This is a genomic window from Streptomyces sp. WM6372, assembly GCF_001279655.1.
In the GTDB taxonomy this organism is placed as follows: Bacteria; Actinomycetota; Actinomycetes; order Streptomycetales; family Streptomycetaceae; genus Streptomyces.
Map to the genome: position 1 here is coordinate 23092 of NZ_LGDB01000207.1, position 18704 is coordinate 41795.

Genomic DNA, 18704 nt, shown 5'->3' on the forward strand with positions numbered 1-18704 from the left:
GACAAAAGCCCAGGTCAGAGCCGTGTTTTGAGGATCGCTTAGGTGGACTAAGAAATAAAACAGCGCGGTCGGTTTCGTATTGACAAACCGCCGGTCCTGTTTTTTACTGGCGAAGGCTCATCCACGGACAGGGGAGTACGGCGTGGACATCGAAGTACTGGGCACACTGGCGGTGCGGGAACGCGGAATCTCCGTTACGCCGACCGCCCCGAAGCCGCGACAGGTGCTGGCGCTGCTGGCGCTCCATGCCGACCAGGTCGTCCCGGTGTCGGCTCTGATAGAGGAACTCTGGCAGGGGGCACCGCCGCGCAGCGCGCGGACCACCCTGCAGACGTACGTGCTGCAGCTGCGGGCCCTCATCGCGACCGCCCTGGAACAGGGCGAGGCCGCCGGCGAGGGCGAAGCGGCACCCGCGGGGCGGCGTACCGCCAAGGACGTGCTCGTCACGCTGCCCGGCGGCTACCTGCTCAACAGCGGCGGCGGCACCAGCGACGTCCGCGAGTTCGACCGGCTCGCCGGCATGGGCTACCGGGCGATGGACGCGGGCGACTTCCCGGGCGCGGCCCGGCTGCTGCGCGAGGCGCTGTCGCTGTGGTCCGGCCCGGCCTTCGCCGACGTACACGGCGGCATCCAGCTGGACATGGAGACGCGGCGGCTGGAGGAGACCCGGCTCTGCGCGCTCGACCAGCGCATCGAGGCCGATCTGCGGATCGGGCGGCACCGCGAACTGCTGGCCGAACTCACCGTGCTGGCCAGCCGCTACCGCACCCACGAGAACCTGCACGGCCAGTTCATGCTGGCCCTGCACCGCTCCGGCCGGCGCGGTGAGGCCCTCGACGTCTACCAGCGGCTGCGCGCCACGCTCGTACGCGAGCTCGGGCTGGAGCCGTCGGCCGCCCTGCGCCGGCTGCAGCGCTCGATCCTCATGGCCAGCCCCGAGACTCCGGTGGCGGCGGAAGCCAACAGCGAGCGACTCGTACGCGTGGGCTGAGATGGCCGCCGCACGCGACACCGACACCGACACCGGGAACGCGGCCGGGACCGGGGCCCGGGGCCGGGGGCGGGTCCGGACCACGGGCCGAGGAGGCAGCGCCGTGCAGGAGAGGTCGGAGCGGACCCGCAGGAAGCTCGTGCACGCGGGCGCCGAGATGTTCCACCGCAACGGCTACGCGAACGCGACGCTCCTGGAGATCGCCGCGTTCGCCGGAGTGACCAAGGGGGCGCTGTACTTCCACTTCGCCTCCAAGGACGAACTGGCGGAGGCGGTCCAGCTGCGCGGCTGCGAGCTGCTGCGCGAAGCGGTGCGCGAACTGCGCGCATCCGGCAGCTCCCCGCTCCAGATGCTGGTCGACACGACGCACTGGCTCGCCCTCAACCTGCGTGAGGAACCGGCGATTCCGGCCAGCTTCCGCATCACCAAGGAGTGCGCGGGACTGCCCGCGCTCGCCACCGACTTCCACCGGATCTGGCTCGCGGAGGTGTGCGGGCTGCTGTGCGAGGCCCGAGACGCGGGCGAACTGCGCGCCGAGGGCCGCTGGGAGAGCATCGAATCCCTGGTCGCCGCGGCGGCCTGCGGCATCGAGGCGCTGGCGGCCACGGGCATGCCGTACGCCGAGCTGCAGCGCCGGGTGTCGGGGCTGTGGTCGCTGCTGCTGCCGAGCCTGGTTCCCGAGGGTGCGGAACGGGAGTTCCGGGTCGGGATGCCGGATCCCGACACGGCGCCGCGGCGGGTGGCGGACGTACGGGGCGAGAGCGCGCACTGCCCGTCCCGTCCGGTGTTCTCCGGCAGCAGCGCGTGAGCGTGACCGTGATCGTGACCCTGACCGTGGGCCACCCGACGGCTTGGAGAAGCCTGCGATGACGATGGATCATCCTGCGGACGTACTGACCGACCTCATCGGAGTGCTGGGCGACGTCCTGCGGGTCAAGCCGGAGAAGATCGACCCCGAGCAGACCTTCCAGTCCATGGGGCTCGACTCCCTGCTGGTCGTGGAGTTCGTGGCCGTCGTCAACACCCGGTACGGACTGCGCGTGCGCGCGACCGACCTGTACGACTTCCCGACCCCGGTGTCCTTCGCGCGCGAGGTCGCGCGGGCGGCGAGCACCGCCGCGAGCAGTGCGGCCGCCGCGCCCGCGCCGGTTGCCGCGGCGGCGGCTCCCGTCACGTCGGCGGGGCACGCAGCGCCGGTCGCCGCCTCGTCCGCTTCCGCTCCCACCGCCGCTCCCGCTTCCGCCGCCCGGCAGTCGCCGGCGGCCGCCGCGGCGACCCGGATCGCGGAGGTGCTGCGCGAGCAGCTCGCGGGGATCCTGTGCTGCGATCCCTGGGACATCAACACCACGGCCGCGTTCAACGTGCTCGGTGTCGACTCGATGGTGGGCGCGGAGTTCATCGCGGTCGTCAACCGCAGCTTCGGCCTCCAGGAGCGGTCCGTCCTGCTGTACGAGCACCCGAACCTGGCCGCCATGGCCGCGTACATCGCGACGCGGACGGGGGCGGCGGCGCAGGCGGTCCAGGCAGCACAGGCGGTCCAGGCGGTCGAGGTAGCACAGGCGGCGCATACCGCGCAGGTGGCGCATGCCGCGCAGGACCTCACCCCGGCCCCGTGGACGCCGGAGCCGGTCCTTCGCCCGGCGGGTGCGGCGCCGGCCACCGCCGCCACGGCCCCGGCGCCCGGCGTGCGTCCGCTCCCGGGCGGCGACCTCGACGTCCTGCTGGACGCGATCCGCGATGACCGGCTCACCGTGGACGAGGCACTCGTGCTGCTCGGCCGCCGCGGCTGAAGCCACGTGGTGTCCGGCGGATCAGACCGGGCGCCGAGAGCCCGGCCCGATCCACACGACACCCCCTAGAAGGAGCACGTCCAGATGGACGAGAAGGAAGTCCTGACCCGGTTCAAGAACGGCCATCTGGACCGGGCCCAGGTGGCCGCGCTGCTGACCGGCGCCGCAGGTGTCGCCGGCAGCGCCGGCACCGCCACCGGGACGGGACCCGTCGTCCTCACACTGCCGGACCTGCGGCCGGAACCCTCCCCCACGACCGGGCCGGTGACTCCCGTGCGGGACGCGCAGCCGGTCGCCGTCGTCGGGATGGCCGGGCGGTACCCGGGGGCGCCCGACCTGGCCGCGTTCTGGCGGCGGGCGCGCGACGGGTACGACAGCGCCTCGACTCCGCCGCCCGGCCGGCCCGGGAACGAGCTCGGCCACTACCTGGAGCGCGTACAGGACTTCGACCCGGAGTTCTTCGGGATCGACGCGCACGAAGCCGCCCTGATGGACCCCCAGGAGCGGCTGTTCCTGGAAACCGCGTGGGAGGCCCTCGAGGACGCCGGCTGTACCGGGACCCGCCTCGACGCGCTGACCGCAGCCGACGGTACTCCGCGCAGCGTCGGGGTGTTCACCGGCTCCGGGTCCGGTGACTACGCGCTGCTCGCCGCCCGGACGTGGCGGCGCGAGGGGTCCCGTCCGATGCCGCGGGGCGGCCAGTGGAGCCTGCCCAACCGGCTCTCGGCCCTGCTCGGTCTGACCGGCCCCAGCCAGTCGGTGGACACCGCGGAGTCCTCGGTGCTCGTCGCCCTCCATCTCGCGGTGGCCGCCCTGCGGCGCGGCGAGTGCGCCGCCGCGCTCGTCGGCGGCGTACGGCTGCTGCTGCACCCCTCCAGCCGGCACCCCGGAGCGGGTGAGGGCGTGGGCGCGCTGCTGCTCAAGCCGTTGGCGCGGGCCCTGGCCGACGGGGACGGCGTCCACTGCCTGGTCCGCGGCAGCGCGGTCGGCCACACCGCACCCGATCACGCGGCTTCCGGCCCGGGCCGCAGGTCCCGTGCCGCAGGTGCCCGTACGGAGACCGCGGGTGCCCGTACGGCGGCCGCCGGGGCGCCTGCGGGGCGGGTGTTGCGGGAGGCGTTGCGGGTTGCCGGGGTGGATGGGGCGGCCGTCGGTGTGCGTGAGGATGCCGGGGCCGTGCGTGCGCTCGTGGGGGACGCGGGTGCTGCCACCGGGGTGGCCGTGCTGACGCGGGCCGTGCTGCAGCTGGGGCACCGGGTCCTGGCGCCGGGGCCGGGGCGCGTCGAGGCGCGGACCTGGGAGGGCGAGGGGCACGGGCCGCGCCGGATCTGCGTCGGGGTGCGGGGTGCGGGGGGCGCTGACGCGGAGGTGGTGCTGGAGGAGTACCTGCCGGCCGCCGCCGAGCCGCATGTGGCCCCGGACCGAGCCCCGGACCGAGCCCTGGACCGGGCTCCGGTCGGTCCCGAGCTGTTCTTGCTGTCCGCCCCGACCCCGTCCCATCTGGCGGCCACCGCGCGGCGGTTCGCCGAGATGCTGGGCGGGACCGGGCCGGTGCCGCCGCTCCGCGGGCTCGCGCGCGCCCTGCGGACCGGCCGGGCCGCCATGGACTGCCGCTTCGCGGCCGTCGTCGGTGACACCGGCGAACTGCTGCGGGCCCTGGAGCGGTTCGTGCGCGACGGCGCGCCCTGCGCCGATCTGCGGGACGGCGGCGCCGACCCGCTGGGGCTGGGAGCCGTACCGGAGACGGACGGGTACCTCGCCGCGCTCTGGCGGGCCGGGCACCTGCACCAGCTGCGCGGTCTGTGGCTGTCCGGGCTGGACGTGGACTGGGCGGTGCTGGAGCCGGCCCGCGGGTCCGCCGCGGGCGCGGCGCCGCTGCCGGCGTCCGCGTTCCTGCGCGTACCGCTGTGGCTGGGCGGCGAGGAGGGGCCGGCATGACGACGCTGCCGCTCGACCCGGCGGGGCCGGGGGAGAACGAGCCGGCCCCGGTCAACCTGTGGTTCTGCCCCAACGAGGACCTCGCGCCGGGGATCGCCGCGACCTTGGCCTCGTACTGGCTGGACGAGAACGAGCAGGAGGTGGCGGGCCGGTTCCTGTTCGAGCGTGACCGCCGGCAGTACCTCGTCGCGCACGCGCTGGTACGGCGGGTGCTCGCGCTGGAGACGGGCATTCCGGAGGCCGAGGCGATCATCTGGCGGTCGTCGCGCGGGCGGCCGTTCCTGCAGACGCCGGCCGGGGGCCTGCCGCGGGGCGCCGATGCGCTGGACTTCAACCTCTCGCACGCCAACGCGTACAACCTGCTGGGGGTCGCGCGGGGGCTGCGGATCGGTGTGGACGTGGAGCGGCTGGACCGGGGTGAGCGGGGGCTGGACAACATCATCGCGACGTTCTCCGGGGAGGAGCAGGACTGGATCGCCAGTGCCGCGCCGGGGCGGCCGCGGGACCGGCGGGCCCTGCGGCTGTGGACGCTGAAGGAGGCGTACTCGAAGGCGCGGGGACTGGGGCTGGGGCTGCCGTTCGACTCCTTCGCGTTTGCGCTGGCCGAGGACCGGGGGGTGCTGTCGTTCCGGCCGCCGGCCGACGACTCGGCGCAGCGGTGGCGGTTCCTCGAGGTGGAGCCGGTACCGGAGGTACTGGCGGCGGTGGCGGTCGAGGTCGACGCCGCGCGCCCCCCGGCGGTCCACCTCCACCACGGCTTCCCCTGGGGCCGCGCGGCCCCCCGCCGCCTGGTCCTCCCGGCCCCCGCGGGCATCTGACCCCTCCCGCCGCGCCGCCGAGTGCCCGGCTCGGTGTCCCGGCCCCGGTTTCCCCGGTACGGCAATGGGTTTGCCGGAAATCTGCTGGACGGTGGATGGAGGGGCGGGGATTTCCGGGTCTTCCTGTAGGTCGGGAATGCTGCAAATCCAGCGGGAATTGAGCGGGGCGGGAGAGGATTCGGGGTCCGGATATCAAGGGGAATGGAAGAGGTCGGTGTGGGCGGGGAACGGCGCGTTCTCGAGGTGGGCGACGGGGTTCACGCCTATGTGCAGCCCGATGGCGGGTGGTGTCTGAACAATGCGGGGATCATCAGCCATCGCGGGTCCAGTGCGCTCGTCGACACCGTTGCCACCGAGGAGCGGGCCCGGGAGCTGCGGAGGGCAGCGCTGCGGGTGGCGGGGCGGGCACCCCGGGCCCTCGTCAACACGCATTTCCACGGCGACCACACGTACGGGAACTTCCTCTTTCCCGAGGCGCTCACCATCGGGCACGAGCGGACCCGGACCATGGTCCAGGCGGCCGGGCTGCACATGGCCGGGTTGTGGCCCGACGTGTGCTGGGGGGACATCGAGGTCAGGCCGCCCGAACTGACCTTCCGGGACCGGACGACGCTCCACGTGGGGGACGTCCGGGCCGAGCTCATCCACATCGGCCCGGCCGCCCACACCACCGACGACACGGTCGTCTGGCTGCCCGACCAGGGCGTGCTGTTCACCGGCGACCTCGTCATGAACGGGGTCACGCCGTTCTGCGTCATGGGGTCCGTCGCGGGGAGCCTGCGGGCCCTGGAGCGGTTGCGGGACCTGGGGGCCACCACCGTCGTTCCCGGTCACGGGCCCGTCGGGGGGCCCGAGGTGTTCGACGCCAACGAGGGGTACCTGCGCTGGGTGCAGGGTCTGGCCCGGGAGGGCGTCGCGGCCGGGGCCAGCCCGCTGGAGCTGGCCCGCGCCACCGATCTGGGACCGTACGCCGAGCTGCTCGACTCCGAGCGGCTGCTGCCCAACCTCCACCGCGGCTATGCGGAGGCGCGGGGCCGGCTGCCCGAGGGCTCACCCCTCGATGTCGGCGCCCTGTTCGCGGAGATGACCGCCCACCACGGGCGGCCCCTGGAGTGCCACGCCTGAGGTCAGGCCGTTCAAGCGGCGGATGAGGCGCTCCTGCTCGCGCGCCAGCGCCTCGATCCGCGTGCCCAGGCGGGCTATCGCGCCGCCGAGTTCGTGGAGCGAGGCCTCCGGGTCGGGCGTCGACAGGGACGGGGCGTGGTGGAGGATCGCCTCCATGCGCGCGCGCAGGGCCGGACCCGGTTCCACGCCGAGTTCGTCCGCCAGCCGGCGCCGGGCCCGCTCGTACGCGCCCAGGGCCTCGGCCTGGCGGCCGCAGCGGTACAGGGCCAGCATCTGGAGGTCGTAGAGCCGCTCGCGCACCGGGTGGCGGGCCGTCAGCCGCTCCAGCTCCCGGGCGGCCTCGGCATCGCGGCCGCTGCGCAGGTAGGCGTCGTACAGCGTCTCCAGCGTGGTCAGCCGCAGTTCCTCCAGCCGCTCCGCCTCCCTCGCGCAGAGGGGCCCCTGCCCGCTGCCCTCCAGGGCCGGGCCGCGCCACAGGGCGAGCGCGTCGCCCAGCAGCCGCGCCGCCCGTACGGGATCGGCGGCGAGCGTTCCGCGGCCCTTCGAGGAGAGGTCGTGGAAGCGGTGGGCGTCCGTCCGCGTCGCGGGCCGTCCCAGTGCGTAGCCCGTCGCGTGGGTGGAGATCGGGTCGTGGCCCGCCGTGTCGTGGAGCAGCCGGCGCAGGCGGGCCACATGGGCGTGCAGGGCGTTGGCCGCGCCCGCCGGCGGGCGCTCGCCCCACAGTTCGTGGATGAGCCGCTCGGCGGGCAGCACCCGGCCCGCCCGGACCACGAGGGCGCCGAGCAGGGCCCGCTGTTTGGCGCCGGAGGGCGCGACATACGTCCCCGTGCGGCGGTCGAGCACCTCCACCGGCCCCAGGACGCGGAAGTCCGTTTCGGTGTCGTCGTCCATGGCTGCGCCGCCCCCTCCCGGCGGAAATGAAATATGTGCCGGTTCTCATGCCCTGAGCGGAATCTACCAGCTCGTATTTCGCCTGCAACCTTCTGAAGCGGAGGGCTGCTCGACACCTGCTCGAGAATTCCGGGACGGTGCGCTGGACACCGCTACCGTGCCGGAGTCGAAGGCTGAAAATCGATGGGAACTCGACGAAATACGGAGGACACCGTGAAGATTCAGGTTCTGGGTCCGTTGAGTGCCGAGGTCAACGGGGGCTCGATTGTTCCGACGGCTGGCAAGCCGCGCCAGATCCTGGCGCTGCTCGCGCTCTATCCGGGGCGGGTGATGCCCGTGCAGACCCTCATGGAGGAGATCTGGGGCACCGACCTCCCGCAGAGCGCGCTCACGACGCTGCAGACGTACATCCTGCAGCTGCGCAGGAGACTCGGCACGGCCATGGGACCGGGGGTCCCGGGCAGCGCCAAGGACGTGCTCGCGACCCGGCACGGCGGCTACCTGCTGCAGATACCGCCGGACGCCGTGGACGTCCACGCGTACGAAAGCCTCGTGGTGGGCGGACAGCACGCCTACGAGGACGGGGACGACGAGCGCGCGGCCGACCTGCTGCGCAAGGCGCTCGGACTGTGGAACGGCCCGGCGCTGGTCGACGTACGCGTGGGACCGATCCTGGAGATCGAGGTCATGCGGCTGGAGGAGAGCCGGCTCGTGACGGTCGAGCGGCGCATCGACGCGGACCTGCGGCTCGGCCGGCACGTCGAGGTCATCGCCGAGCTGACCGAGCTGATCGCCCGGCACCCGCAGCACGAGGGCCTGCACTCGCAGGCCATGGTCGCGCTGTACCGGTCCGGCCGCCAGGCCACGGCCCTGGACGTCTACCGCAGGCTGCGCAACCGCCTCATAGACGACCTCGGAGTGGAGCCGTCCCCGCAGCTCCAGCGCCTGCACCAGGCGATGCTGACGGTGGATCCGGCGCTGGACGTCGTGGCGGGGCCGCGCCGCGGATCCACCTTCGACCTCTACGCCGCCTAGCGCGCCCACTCCACCGCCTCTCAGTCCCTCCAGTCCCTTTCAGTCCCTCCCAGTACCTTCCACGGCGGTCTGCACACCGATTCGAGCCGGTCTCAAGCGCGGTCGGTGAGTGTCGAGGTCTACGTGGTGCGGTTCCTGGGAGGTGGCGATGGGCGACAGACAGGCCGTACGGCTGCACTGCTTCGCACATGCGGGTGCCGGAGTGTCCTCGTTCTACCGGTGGGACAAGCTCGCCGGGAGCGGGGTGTCGACCACGCCCTGGCTGCTGCCCGGGCGCGACGAGCGGCGCCGCGAGATCCGGCTGACCGGCCGCGACGAGCTCCTGGCCGATCTCAAGCCCCTGTTCGAGCAGATCGCCGACGGGGCCGGCGACCCCTACATCCTCTACGGGCACAGCCTCGGCGCGTCGGTCGCCCTCACGGTCGCCCACGCCGCGATGGAGTACGGGCTGCCGATGCCCGCGCTGCTCGCCGTCGGGGCCAGCCCGCCGCCGGACCTGCCGGCCGCCCTCGCGAACTCCGCCGAGCTGCCGGACGAGGAACTGCTGCGCGTCCTGGACCGGTTCGACGCGCTGCCGCCCGGCGTACGGCCCGGGGACGTGTGGTTCCGCTCCGTCTTCCCCGTGCTCCGCGCCGACCTCCGGCTCGCCCGCAGCCTGCGGGCCGCCGCCGTCGCGCCGACCGCGCCCGGCCCCGTGCCCGTACCGCTGCTCGCGGTCACCGGCACCGAGGACCCCCTCGTCGGCGCCGCGGCCGCCGCGGGCTGGCAGCGCTGGACCACCGGCCGGCTGGTGCGGCGGACCGTGCCCGGGGGCCACTTCTTCGTCCGGGGCGGCGAGCTGCCCCGGATGCTCGGCCGGGCCGCCCGCATCGTGCTGCGCGGACGCCCGACGGGCCACCGCGAACCGACAGGACAGGGGGAAGGGCGATGAGACGAGTCGTCATCACGGGCATCGGGGTCGTGGCCCCGGGCCGCCCGGGCACCAAGGAATTCTGGTCGCTGCTGACCGACGGCCGTACGGCCACCCGCGCCATCACCCTCTTCGACGCCTCCGGATTCCGCTCCCGGATCGCCGCCGAGGCCGACTTCGACCCCCAGGAATCGGGGCTCGGCGCGGAACAGTCGGACCGCCTGGACCGCGCCGCCCAGTTCGCCGTCGTCAGCGCCCGCGAGGCCCTCGCGGACAGCGGCCTGGCCGGCTCGTACGACGCCACCCGCACCGGGGTCACCCTCGGCAGCGCGCTCGGCTGCACCACCGGCCTCGACGCCGAGTACGGGGTCGTCAGCGAGCGGGGCACCCGTACGCTCGTCGACCACACCAAGGCCGTGCCCCACCTCTACGACTACTTCGTCCCCAGCTCGATGGCGGCCGAGGTGGCCCGTACCGTCGGCGCCCAGGGGCCCGTGGCCCTGGTGTCCACCGGCTGCACCTCCGGCCTCGACGCGATCGGGCACGCCGTCGACCTCGTCCGCGAGGGCAGCGCCGACGTGATGGTCACCGGCGCGGCCGAGGCGCCCATCACGCCGATCACCGCCGCCTGCTTCGACGCGATCCGTGCCACCTCCACCCGCAACGACGAGCCGGAGACCGCCTCGCGGCCCTTCGACCGCACCCGCAACGGGTTCGTCCTGGGGGAGGGCTCGGCCGTCCTCGTCATCGAGGAGTACGAGCACGCCCGCGCCCGCGGCGCGCACATGTACGCCGAGATCTCGGGTTTCGCCTCGCGCAGCAACGCGTACCACATGACCGGACTGCGGCCCGACGGGATCGAGATGGCCGCCGCCATCACGGCCGCGCTCGCCGAGGCGCGGTTGGTCCCCGGGGACATCGACTACATCAACGCGCACGGCTCCGGCACGAAGCAGAACGACAAGCACGAGACCGAGGCGTTCAAGCGGAGCCTGGGACAGCGGGCGTACGAGGTCCCCGTCAGCTCCATCAAGTCGATGATCGGCCACTCCCTCGGCGCGATCGGGGCGCTCGAAGTGGCCGCCTGCGCCCTCGCCATCGAGCACGACACCGTCCCGCCCACGGCGAACCTGCACGAACCCGACCCGGCCTGCGACCTCGACTACACCCCGCTGACCGCCCGCCGGCAGCGCACCGACGCCGTGCTGACCGTCGGCAGCGGCTTCGGCGGGTTCCAGAGCGCGATGATCCTGACCAGCCCGAGCCTGAAGGCGGACCGATGACCACCGTTCTCGCCGCCCCGGACGCCCCGCACGCCCCGGCCGCCTCCGCCACCACACCTGCCTCCCGTACCGCCGCTCCCGTCGTCACGGGCATCGGGGTCGCCGCGCCCAACGGGCTCGGCACCGAGGCCTGGTGGTCCGCCGTCCTGCGCGGCCGCTCCGGCATCCGGCCGGTCAGCCGGTTCGACGCGAGCGGCTACCCGGCCAAGCTGGCCGGCGAGGTCCCCGGATTCGTCGACGCCGAGCACGTCTCCAGCCGGCTGATGCCGCAGACCGACCGCGTCACCCGGCTCTCTCTCGCCGCCGCGAAGGAGGCGCTCGACGACGCCGTGGCCGACCCCGCGCAGCTGCCCGACCACGCCGCGGGCGTGGTCACCGCCAACTCCTTCGGCGGCTTCGAGTTCGGCCAGCAGGAGCTCCAGGCGCTGTGGAGCAAGGGCGGCCAGCACGTCTCCGCGTACCAGTCCTTCGCCTGGTTCTACGCCGTCAACAGCGGCCAGATCTCCATCCGGCACGGCCTGCGCGGCGCCTCCGGAGTGATCGTCTCCGAGCAGGCCGGCGGCCTCGACGCGATGGCCCACGCCCGCCGCCAGATCCGCAAGGGCGCCGAGCTCGTCGTCACCGGAGGCGTCGACTCCGCGCTGTGCTCCTGGGGCTGGGCCGCCTACCTGGCCGGGGGCGGGCTCACCGACCGCGAGGACCCGGCCCGCGCCTACCTGCCGTTCGCCGAGGACGCGAGCGGCCACGTCGCGGGCGAGGGCGGAGCGCTCCTCGTCCTGGAGGGCGCCGAGGAGGCGCGCCGGCGCGGCGCCCGCGCGTACGGCGCCATCGCCGGACACGCCGCCACCTTCGACGCCGACGGGGCCTCCCGGCTCGGCGCGGCCGCGGAACTCGCCCTCGCCGACGCGGGCGTCCACCCCGACGAGGTCGACGTCGTCTTCGCCGACGCGGCGGGCGAACGCGCCGCCGACCGCGCCGAAGCGGAGGCGATCACCGCACTGTTCGGCCCGTACGGGGTCCCCGTCACCGCGCCCAAGTCGATGACCGGGCGGCTCGCCGCCGGAGGCGCGGCCCTCGACGTGGCCGCCGCCCTGCTGACCCTGCGCGACCAGCTGATCCCGCCGACCACCGGGACCGAGCTCCCGGCCGACGACTACCTGCTGGACCTGGTCACCGGCGCGCCCAGCCCGGCCCTCGGGCTGCCGCTGCGGACCGCGCTCGTACTGGCCCGCGGGCGCGGCGGCTTCAACTCCGCCGTCGTCGTACGCGCCCCGGACGCCTGAGCCCTGACCCCTATCCCCCCGAAATCCCCCGAACACGAAGCCCCCACCAGAACAGAGGGAGACCATGGACCGGCTGGAACTCGACGACCTGAAGCGCATCCTGCGCGAGTGCGCGGGCGAGGAGGAGGGCGTCGACCTCGACGGCGACGTCCTGGACCTGAACTGGTTCGAGCTGGGCTACGACTCGCTCGCCGTCCTCCAGACCACCGGCTACATCGAGCGCGAGTACGACGTGCTCCTCGACGAGGAGGCCCTCGACGACGCGGACACCCCGCGCCGCTACCTCGCCATGGTCAACGAGGTGCTGTCCGCACGGGCTGCGGTCTGATCCAGTGATCCGGGAGACCCTCACCACCGACACCACCGACACCGGCGCCACCGTAGACACCGACGTCTGCGTCATCGGCGCCGGACCCGCCGGGCTGGCGCTGACGCTCATGCTGCTGCGCTCCGGCGTCCGCGTGACCCTGGTCGAACGCTCCACCGCGTTCCGCCGCGAGTTCCACGGCGAGATCCTCCAGCCGGGCGGCCAGCGGATCCTCGACGAGCTCGGGATCCTGGCCGGGGCGGCGGCCCGCGGCGCGGCCCGCCTGCGCGGGTTCCAGGTGCTGGAGCAGGAGCGGGTGCTGCTCGACATCGACTACGGGCGGCTGCCCGCCCCGTACGACCACCTGCTGGCCCTCCCGCAGCCGCACCTGCTGGAGGAACTCCTCGCCGCCTGCGAGCGGTTGCCCGGCTTCACCCTGCTCGAAGGACACCGGATCGCCGCGCTCCGGCAGAAGCGGCCGGACAGCCCCTGCACGGGCGCCGTGGTCAACGGACCCGACCGGGTGCCCGTCACCGTCCGCGCCCAGGTGGTCGTCGGCGCCGACGGCCGGTTCTCCAAGACCCGCGCGCTCGCCGGCATCGACGCCGGTCGCCGCGAGTCCTTCGCCCACGACGTGGTGTGGTTCTCGCTGCACGCGCCCGGCCGGGCGACCGGGCAGGTACGGGTGCACCGCGCGGCGGGCAGCGCCGTACTCGTCCACGACACCCACCCCGACCGGCTGCGGATCGGCTGGACCCTGCCGCACGGCGGCTGGCGCGCCGTCGTCCGGCGCGGCATCGAGGACATCCGGTGGGAACTGGCCGAGGTACTGCCCCAGTACGCCGACCTCGTGCACGAGCAGATCACCTCCATGGCCGATCTGACCCTGCTCGACGTGTTCGCCTCGCACGCCGGGGAATGGGTGCGCGACGGGCTCGTGCTGCTCGGCGACAGCGCCCACACCCACGGGCCGATCGGCGCCCAGGGCATCAACCTGGCCCTCCAGGACGCCGCCGCGCTGCACCCCGTACTCGTCTCCGCCCTCTCCGACGGGGAGCCGACGGCGCAGCGCCTCGCGCCCTACCGGGACCGGCGCGCCCCGGCGGCGGCCGCCGTGCACCGCATGCAGGTCATGCAGGCCCGCTCGCTGTTCGGCGGGGGCGGTGCGGCCGCCGCGTTCCTGCGGGCTCGGGCGGCGGCGGTCGTCACCCGCACCCCGATCGGCGCGAAGATCACCCGGAAGGTCGCGCACGGCCACGACCCGGCGGGGGTCCGCACCGACCTGTTCCCGGTGCTGCACGTCAACCGGTCCCTGTAGGCCGGTCCCTGTAGGCCGGTCCCCGTAGGCCGGTCCCGCCGGGCCGGTCCCGCCGGGCCGGGCGGCTCAGGGCAGGTCGTCGCGCGTCACCAGGCGGTGGGCGACCTGCCAGCCGCCCGGCGCGGGGACCAGTACGTCCTCCATCACGCACACCCGGTGCACCTTCGACTCACCATCCCGCGGGGTCAGGTACACCAGCGCGTAGCTGCGGGTGTGCACCGTGCCGTCGGGCTGCGGCCGCGCGTCCAGCATGCCGAGCCAGTGCCGCAGCTGCTCGCCGCTGCCGGCCCGGACCTCCGCGTTGCGCCGGACGTTCGCGGCGAGGGCCGCGCGCCCGACCACCGGCGCGGGCAGCGTCGGCACGTCGAAGACGGCGTCCTCGGTGAAGGTCCGCGCCCACGGCTCGGCCTCGAAGGAGTCGAAGAGTTGCATCTGGCGTGAGTAGAACTGCTGGACCTCCGCGTACAGCAGGCCGAACTCCCTCACTGCCGCCGTCGTCGTCGCTGTCATCGGGGACTCCGTTCCATCGGTTCCCGACAGCATCCGCACCGCAGATCGAGCGCTCTTCGAAGACTCCTCAAGCGCCGCTGCCCAGGCTGGGCCGACAGGGTCCAGGGCCCCATCCGACCCTGATCCGCCGGACAGGTCCTGGGGTGCCGCCGCAGCCGCGGCCGCCCCTTCGGGAGCCAGGAGGAGAGCACCATGCCGAGATTCGCGTACCCGGAACTCCCGCTGGACGGCCTGCTGCGCCGGGCGGCGGTCCGCGACCCCGCCGGCCGGGCGATCCGCACCGCGACCGGCGCCGGGTTCACGACGACGGTGACCTTCGCCGAACTGGACGGCCGCGCCGACCGCTTCGCCTCCTACCTGGAGCACACCCTCGGCCGCCGCGGGGCGCGGGTCGGCGTCGCCAACGTCCTCGACCCCGTCTTCGCCGCCGCCTACTACGGGACCGTGCGCAGCGGGAACACCGTCGTGCTGGTCAACCCGCTGATCAAGGAGGCGGGCCTGGTCCACGTCCTGCGGACGGCCGAGGCCGAGGTGGCGTTCGTACCGACCGCCACCGCCGAACTGCTGGTCAAAGTGGGCGACCGCCTTCCGCACCTGCGGTCCGTCGTCGTCACCGACGCGCCCGACGGGGTGGTCCCCGGCGACGCCCTGCCGCTGGCCGCCGCCCTGGCCGCCGCTCCGGAGCGGGCGGTGCTGCCCGGGGCCGTCGACCTGGACGCCGACGTCTGCATCCAGTTCACCACCGGCACCACGGGCCTCCCCAAGGGCGTCCGGCTCACCCACCGCAACCTGGTGGCGAACGCGGCCCAGACCGCCGCCGCACACGATCTCGGCAGCGACTCGGTCACACTCAACCACCTGCCGCTCTACCACACCATGCACCTCAACTCGGGCGTGTACGCGGGCGCCTGCCAGGTGCTGTGCACCGACCCCGACCCGGTCGCCTCGCTCGCCGCCTCCGCCCGCGCCGAGGCCACCCACTACTACGGGCTGCCCGCACGCCTGCACCGGCTGGCCCAGGACGAGCGGCTCACCCACGACTTCCCGGCCGGGCGCCGCCTCACCGCCGTGCTCTCCGGCGGCACCGCCCTCGCCCCGACCGCCGCCCGGACCCTGCGGGCGCGCCTCGGCGTACCCGTCATCCAGGGCTACGGGCTGGCGGAACTCTCCCCGCTCTCCCACTGCCAGGACCCGCACCGCCCCAAGAGCGGCTCGGTGGGACCCGCCGTACCCGGCACCGAATGCCGCATCGTCGCCGTGGACACGAGCACCCCGCTCGACGTCTACGCCACCGGTGAGGTCCAGGTCCGCGGGCCGCAGGTGATGGCCGGCTACCTCGACGACAGCGCGCCCTCGCCCATCGACGCGGACGGCTGGTTCTCCACCGGGGACGTCGGGTACTGCAACGAGGACGGCGTGCTGTTCCTGGTGGACCGGCTCGACGACGTCTTCAAGTACGACAACGAACTCGTCTCGCCCAGCGGCGTCGAAGACGTCATCGGCGCCGACCCGCGCGTCGCCGAGTGCATCGTGGCGGGCTGGCCCGACCCGGTGCACGGCGCGCTCGTGTGGACCGGCATCGTGCTGCGCGACCCCACCGCCCCGGGCCTGCTCGACGTCCTCGACTCCATCGTGGAGCGGGCCAACGCCCGCCTGAACGACTTCGAGCAGATCCGCCGCGTCGAGGTGCTCGACGCCGTCCCGCGGAGCCCCGTCGGCAAGCCCGAGCGGCGCGCGCTGCGCCTGAGCCTGCGCGGCCGGGCCGCCGCCGAGGCCGCGGCCGTGTGACCTGCCGCGGCCCCTGGTGCCCGCGCCCCGCGCCGCGCCGTCCCGCCCCGCGCCCGTCCTTCCGTACGTACGAACAACAGAGGAGCAACCACGTGGCGAGCAGTACCGGCACACCGTCCGGAGCCGGGTCCCCCCGGGTCCTCGTGGTGGGGGCGGGCCCCGTGGGCCTGACCGCCGCCCATGAACTGGCCCGGCGGGGGCTGCGCGTACGCCTGGTCGACGGAGCCCCCGGACCGGCCCGCGAGAGCCGCGCCGTGGCCGTCCACCCGCGCACCCTGGAGACGTTCGACCAGATGGGCGTCGTGGACGGGGTCCTCGCCCGGGGCCGCAAGAACCGGGCCTTCACGATGTACGCGCGGGGCAGCCGGCTGGTCCGCCTCGACGCGGACTACGCGACGATGCCCACCCGCTTCCCGTACAGCCTGATCATCGCGCAGACCGAGACGGAGGCCGTACTGCGCGAGGCCCTCGCCCGGCTCGGCGTCGGCGTCGAATGGGGGGTGCGGCTGACCTCGCTCACACAGGACGGGGACGGCGTACGGGCCCGCCTGGAGCACCCCGACGGCACCGCCGAGGAGTACGAGACGCCCTGGCTGGTGGGCTGCGACGGCGGTCACAGCACCGTGCGCAAGCAGCTGGGACTGCCGCTGCTCGGCGAGTCCAGCGAGACCTGGGCGCTGGCCGACGCGCCCGTCACCACCGACCTGCCGCCCGACACCATCTACTGGGTCCACACCGGCAGCCAGGCCCTGATGATGGTCCCGTACCGGCGGGAGGGGCACTGGCGGCTGCTCGACACCGCCCCCGGGCCGCGGCGCGGGGGCGAGGACGCGGCGCGGCGCTTCTCGGAGAAGCTCAGCGCCGGGCTCGGCCGCCCGGTGCGGGTCGGCGAGCCCGAGTGGACCTCCGTGTTCACGTTCCAGCAGCGCATGGTGCCGCGCATGCACGACGGCCGCTGCTTCGTGGCGGGCGACGCCGCCCACGTGCACAGCCCCGCATCCGGGCAGGGCATGAACACCGGCGTCCAGGAGGCGTACAACCTCGCCTGGAAACTGGCGATGGCCGCCCGCGGACAGGCGGGGCGGGAACTGCTGGCCACGTACGGGCAGGAGCGGGTGCCGATCGGCAAGGCGCTCATCGGATCGACCCGGAAGGCCACCTTCCTGGTCCAGTTCAAGAACGCCCTGGCCGGGGTGGCGCTGCCCGTCGTCTTCACCTTCGTGCGCAACCTCGGACCGCTGCGCCGGGCCATCCAGCGCAAGGTCCTCGGCGGCATGTCCGGGCTGCGGCTGTCGTACGGGGACAGCCCGCTGAGCACCGCCGACCCGCTGATGGGGCTGCCCGCCGGCTCCCGGGCGGCCGCGGCGGCGGCCCGGCGCGGGGACCCGGGCTCGGAGGCGCTGCGGGCCGAACTGCGGGACGTCCGCTGGTCCCTGGTGTGGGAGGCGGGCGGTCCGGGCGAGGTCGGGCGGGGCGCGGCGGCCGCGGCCGCCCGCGCGCACGGCGACTGGCTGTCGGTACGGACGGTGGGGGAGGGGACGTCCGTCGGCCCCGGCGACCCCGACCCCGACCGCCCCCGGCCGCTGGCCGATCCCGACGGGGTGCTGCGGCGCGCGCTGGGGCTGCGCCCCGGTGGCTGGCTGCTGATCCGGCCCGACGGCTACGTCGCCGCGGGCGGCGCGGCCCTGACCCGGCGCGCCCTCGCCCGGGCACTGGCACCGCTGGGGCCGCGGGCCGCCGTGCCGTCCGCCGGACACGGACCGGGCCTCGATCCCGCTTCCACCGCCTCTCCAGGGCTCCGCGACACGGTCGGAGTTCCGCCACGGGTACTGGAGGCTCAGAGATGACCACGACGACCACGACGTCCGCGACGTCCACGACGTCCACGACGACAACACGGTCAGCGCCGTCGGCGGCGCCGCAGAAGCCGGTCGCCCTCGTGACCGGCGGCACCAGCGGCATCGGCCTGGCGGTCGTACGGGACCTGGCCGCGCGCGGGCACCGGGTGTTCCTGTGCGCCCGGACCCCGGAGAACGTCAAGCGGACCGTCGAGGAACTGCGCGCCGAGGGGCTGGCCGTCGCCGGCGGCGCCGCCGACGTCCGCTCCCGCGAGGCGGTCGCGGAGCTGGTCGCCGCCGCCGTCGCGGAGTGGGACAGCCCGGTCTCCGTCCTGGTCAACAACGCCGGGCGCAGTGGCGGCGGTCCGACCGCCGACATCAGCGACGAGCTCTGGTACGACGTCATCGACACCAACCTGAACAGCGTCTTCCTGCTGACCCGGGAGGTACTCAAGCACGGCGGCCTCGGCGGGGCCCCGTGGGGCCGGATCATCAACATCGCCTCCACGGCGGGCAAGCAGGGCGTCCTGCTGGGCGCCCCCTACTCGGCGTCCAAGCACGCCGTCGTCGGCTTCACCAAGGCCCTCGGCAAGGAGCTGGCCCCGGCCGGGATCACCGTCAACGCGGTGTGCCCCGGATACGTCGAGACGCCGATGGCGCAGCGCGTCCGGGCCGGCTACGCGGCGGCCTGGGACACCACGACCGAGGACGTGCAGGAGCGGTTCGAGGCGAAGATCCCGCTGGGGCGGTACGCGACCCCGGAGGAGGTGGCGGCCATGGTCGGCTACCTGACCACGGACCTCGCCGCGTCCGTCACCGCACAGGCGCTGAACGTCTGTGGCGGACTGGGCAACTTCTGATGGCGGCCGAGCGGGTGCA

The 18704-nt window shown here is 74.3% G+C and carries 17 protein-coding genes; 15 read left to right on the forward strand and 2 right to left on the reverse strand.

The genetic code is table 11. The features are described from left to right. The first annotated feature begins 142 nt into the window (after positions 1-142). From ADK52_RS27450 to ADK52_RS27475, 6 genes are all read left to right on the forward strand, one after another. Positions 143-991 carry an AfsR/SARP family transcriptional regulator gene (locus tag ADK52_RS27450; RefSeq protein WP_053692521.1) on the forward strand — a complete coding sequence of 283 codons (849 nt, stop codon included), beginning with the start codon at positions 143-145 and terminating at the stop codon, positions 989-991. Between the two features lie 103 nt (positions 992-1094). Beyond that, positions 1095-1799 carry a ScbR family autoregulator-binding transcription factor gene (locus tag ADK52_RS27455; RefSeq protein WP_159046040.1) on the forward strand — a complete coding sequence of 235 codons (705 nt, stop codon included), beginning with the start codon at positions 1095-1097 and terminating at the stop codon, positions 1797-1799. 58 nt (positions 1800-1857) lie between these two features. Continuing rightward, the gene (locus ADK52_RS27460; protein ID WP_053692523.1) at positions 1858-2781 is read left to right on the forward strand and encodes a phosphopantetheine-binding protein; all 924 of its coding nucleotides are present in this window, start codon (positions 1858-1860) and stop codon (positions 2779-2781) included. A gap of 84 nt (positions 2782-2865) precedes the next feature. Then, positions 2866-4719 (forward strand): polyketide synthase, encoded by a 1854-nt coding sequence (locus tag ADK52_RS27465; RefSeq protein WP_053692524.1) that lies wholly within the window; start codon positions 2866-2868, stop codon positions 4717-4719. After that, entirely contained in the window at positions 4716-5537 is an 822-nt protein-coding gene (locus tag ADK52_RS27470; RefSeq protein ID WP_053692525.1) for a 4'-phosphopantetheinyl transferase family protein, read from the forward strand. The genes ADK52_RS27465 and ADK52_RS27470 overlap by 4 nt, the downstream gene beginning before the upstream one ends. 201 nt (positions 5538-5738) lie before the next feature. Continuing rightward, positions 5739-6662, forward strand: a complete 924-nt coding sequence (locus tag ADK52_RS27475) for an MBL fold metallo-hydrolase (RefSeq protein ID WP_053692526.1) — start codon at positions 5739-5741, stop codon at positions 6660-6662. On the opposite strand, the gene ADK52_RS27480 is transcribed toward ADK52_RS27475, so the two are convergent. After that, positions 6588-7553 carry an AfsR/SARP family transcriptional regulator gene (locus ADK52_RS27480; RefSeq protein WP_053692527.1) on the reverse strand — a complete coding sequence of 322 codons (966 nt, stop codon included), beginning with the start codon at positions 7551-7553 and terminating at the stop codon, positions 6588-6590. The two genes, ADK52_RS27475 and ADK52_RS27480, sit on opposite strands and share 75 nt — an antisense overlap. Positions 7554-7766: 213 nt before the next feature. Here ADK52_RS27480 and ADK52_RS27485 point away from each other — a divergent pair, with 213 nt between their 5' ends. The 6 genes from ADK52_RS27485 to ADK52_RS27510 all read left to right on the forward strand — a co-directional run bounded on the left by ADK52_RS27485 (position 7767) and on the right by ADK52_RS27510 (position 13689). Beyond that, positions 7767-8588: an AfsR/SARP family transcriptional regulator gene (locus ADK52_RS27485; RefSeq protein ID WP_053692528.1), complete on the forward strand. Its 822-nt coding sequence runs from the start codon at positions 7767-7769 to the stop codon at positions 8586-8588. A 148-nt stretch (positions 8589-8736) separates the two neighbouring features. After that, entirely contained in the window at positions 8737-9519 is a 783-nt protein-coding gene (locus tag ADK52_RS27490; protein WP_053692529.1) for a thioesterase II family protein, read from the forward strand. Next, positions 9516-10781: a beta-ketoacyl-[acyl-carrier-protein] synthase family protein gene (locus tag ADK52_RS27495; protein ID WP_053692530.1), complete on the forward strand. Its 1266-nt coding sequence runs from the start codon at positions 9516-9518 to the stop codon at positions 10779-10781. The genes ADK52_RS27490 and ADK52_RS27495 overlap by 4 nt, the downstream gene beginning before the upstream one ends. Then, the gene (locus tag ADK52_RS27500; protein WP_078988640.1) at positions 10778-12064 is read left to right on the forward strand and encodes a ketosynthase chain-length factor; all 1287 of its coding nucleotides are present in this window, start codon (positions 10778-10780) and stop codon (positions 12062-12064) included. Before ADK52_RS27495 ends, ADK52_RS27500 begins: the two co-directional genes overlap by 4 nt. Before the next feature lie 64 nt (positions 12065-12128). Next, on the forward strand, positions 12129-12392 hold the full coding sequence (locus ADK52_RS27505) for an acyl carrier protein (protein ID WP_053692531.1): 264 nt from the start codon (positions 12129-12131) through the stop codon (positions 12390-12392). A gap of 4 nt (positions 12393-12396) precedes the next feature. Beyond that, a complete protein-coding gene (locus tag ADK52_RS27510) occupies positions 12397-13689 on the forward strand; it encodes an FAD-dependent monooxygenase (protein ID WP_234344267.1) in 1293 nt (430 codons plus the stop codon). A 66-nt stretch (positions 13690-13755) separates the two neighbouring features. On the opposite strand, the gene ADK52_RS27515 is transcribed toward ADK52_RS27510, so the two are convergent. After that, the gene (locus tag ADK52_RS27515) at positions 13756-14199 is read right to left on the reverse strand and encodes a nuclear transport factor 2 family protein (protein WP_053692532.1); all 444 of its coding nucleotides are present in this window, start codon (positions 14197-14199) and stop codon (positions 13756-13758) included. Between the two features lie 192 nt (positions 14200-14391). Between ADK52_RS27515 and ADK52_RS27520 the strand changes: the two genes are divergently transcribed. The 3 genes from ADK52_RS27520 to ADK52_RS27530 all read left to right on the forward strand — a co-directional run bounded on the left by ADK52_RS27520 (position 14392) and on the right by ADK52_RS27530 (position 18685). Beyond that, complete coding sequence (locus ADK52_RS27520; RefSeq protein ID WP_053692533.1) at positions 14392-15987, forward strand: class I adenylate-forming enzyme family protein; 1596 nt, start codon at positions 14392-14394, stop codon at positions 15985-15987. A gap of 92 nt (positions 15988-16079) precedes the next feature. Next, the gene (locus tag ADK52_RS27525; protein ID WP_053692534.1) at positions 16080-17834 is read left to right on the forward strand and encodes an FAD-dependent oxidoreductase; all 1755 of its coding nucleotides are present in this window, start codon (positions 16080-16082) and stop codon (positions 17832-17834) included. Continuing rightward, entirely contained in the window at positions 17831-18685 is an 855-nt protein-coding gene (locus tag ADK52_RS27530) for an SDR family NAD(P)-dependent oxidoreductase (RefSeq protein ID WP_078988641.1), read from the forward strand. Before ADK52_RS27525 ends, ADK52_RS27530 begins: the two co-directional genes overlap by 4 nt. Positions 18686-18704 lie beyond the last annotated feature (19 nt).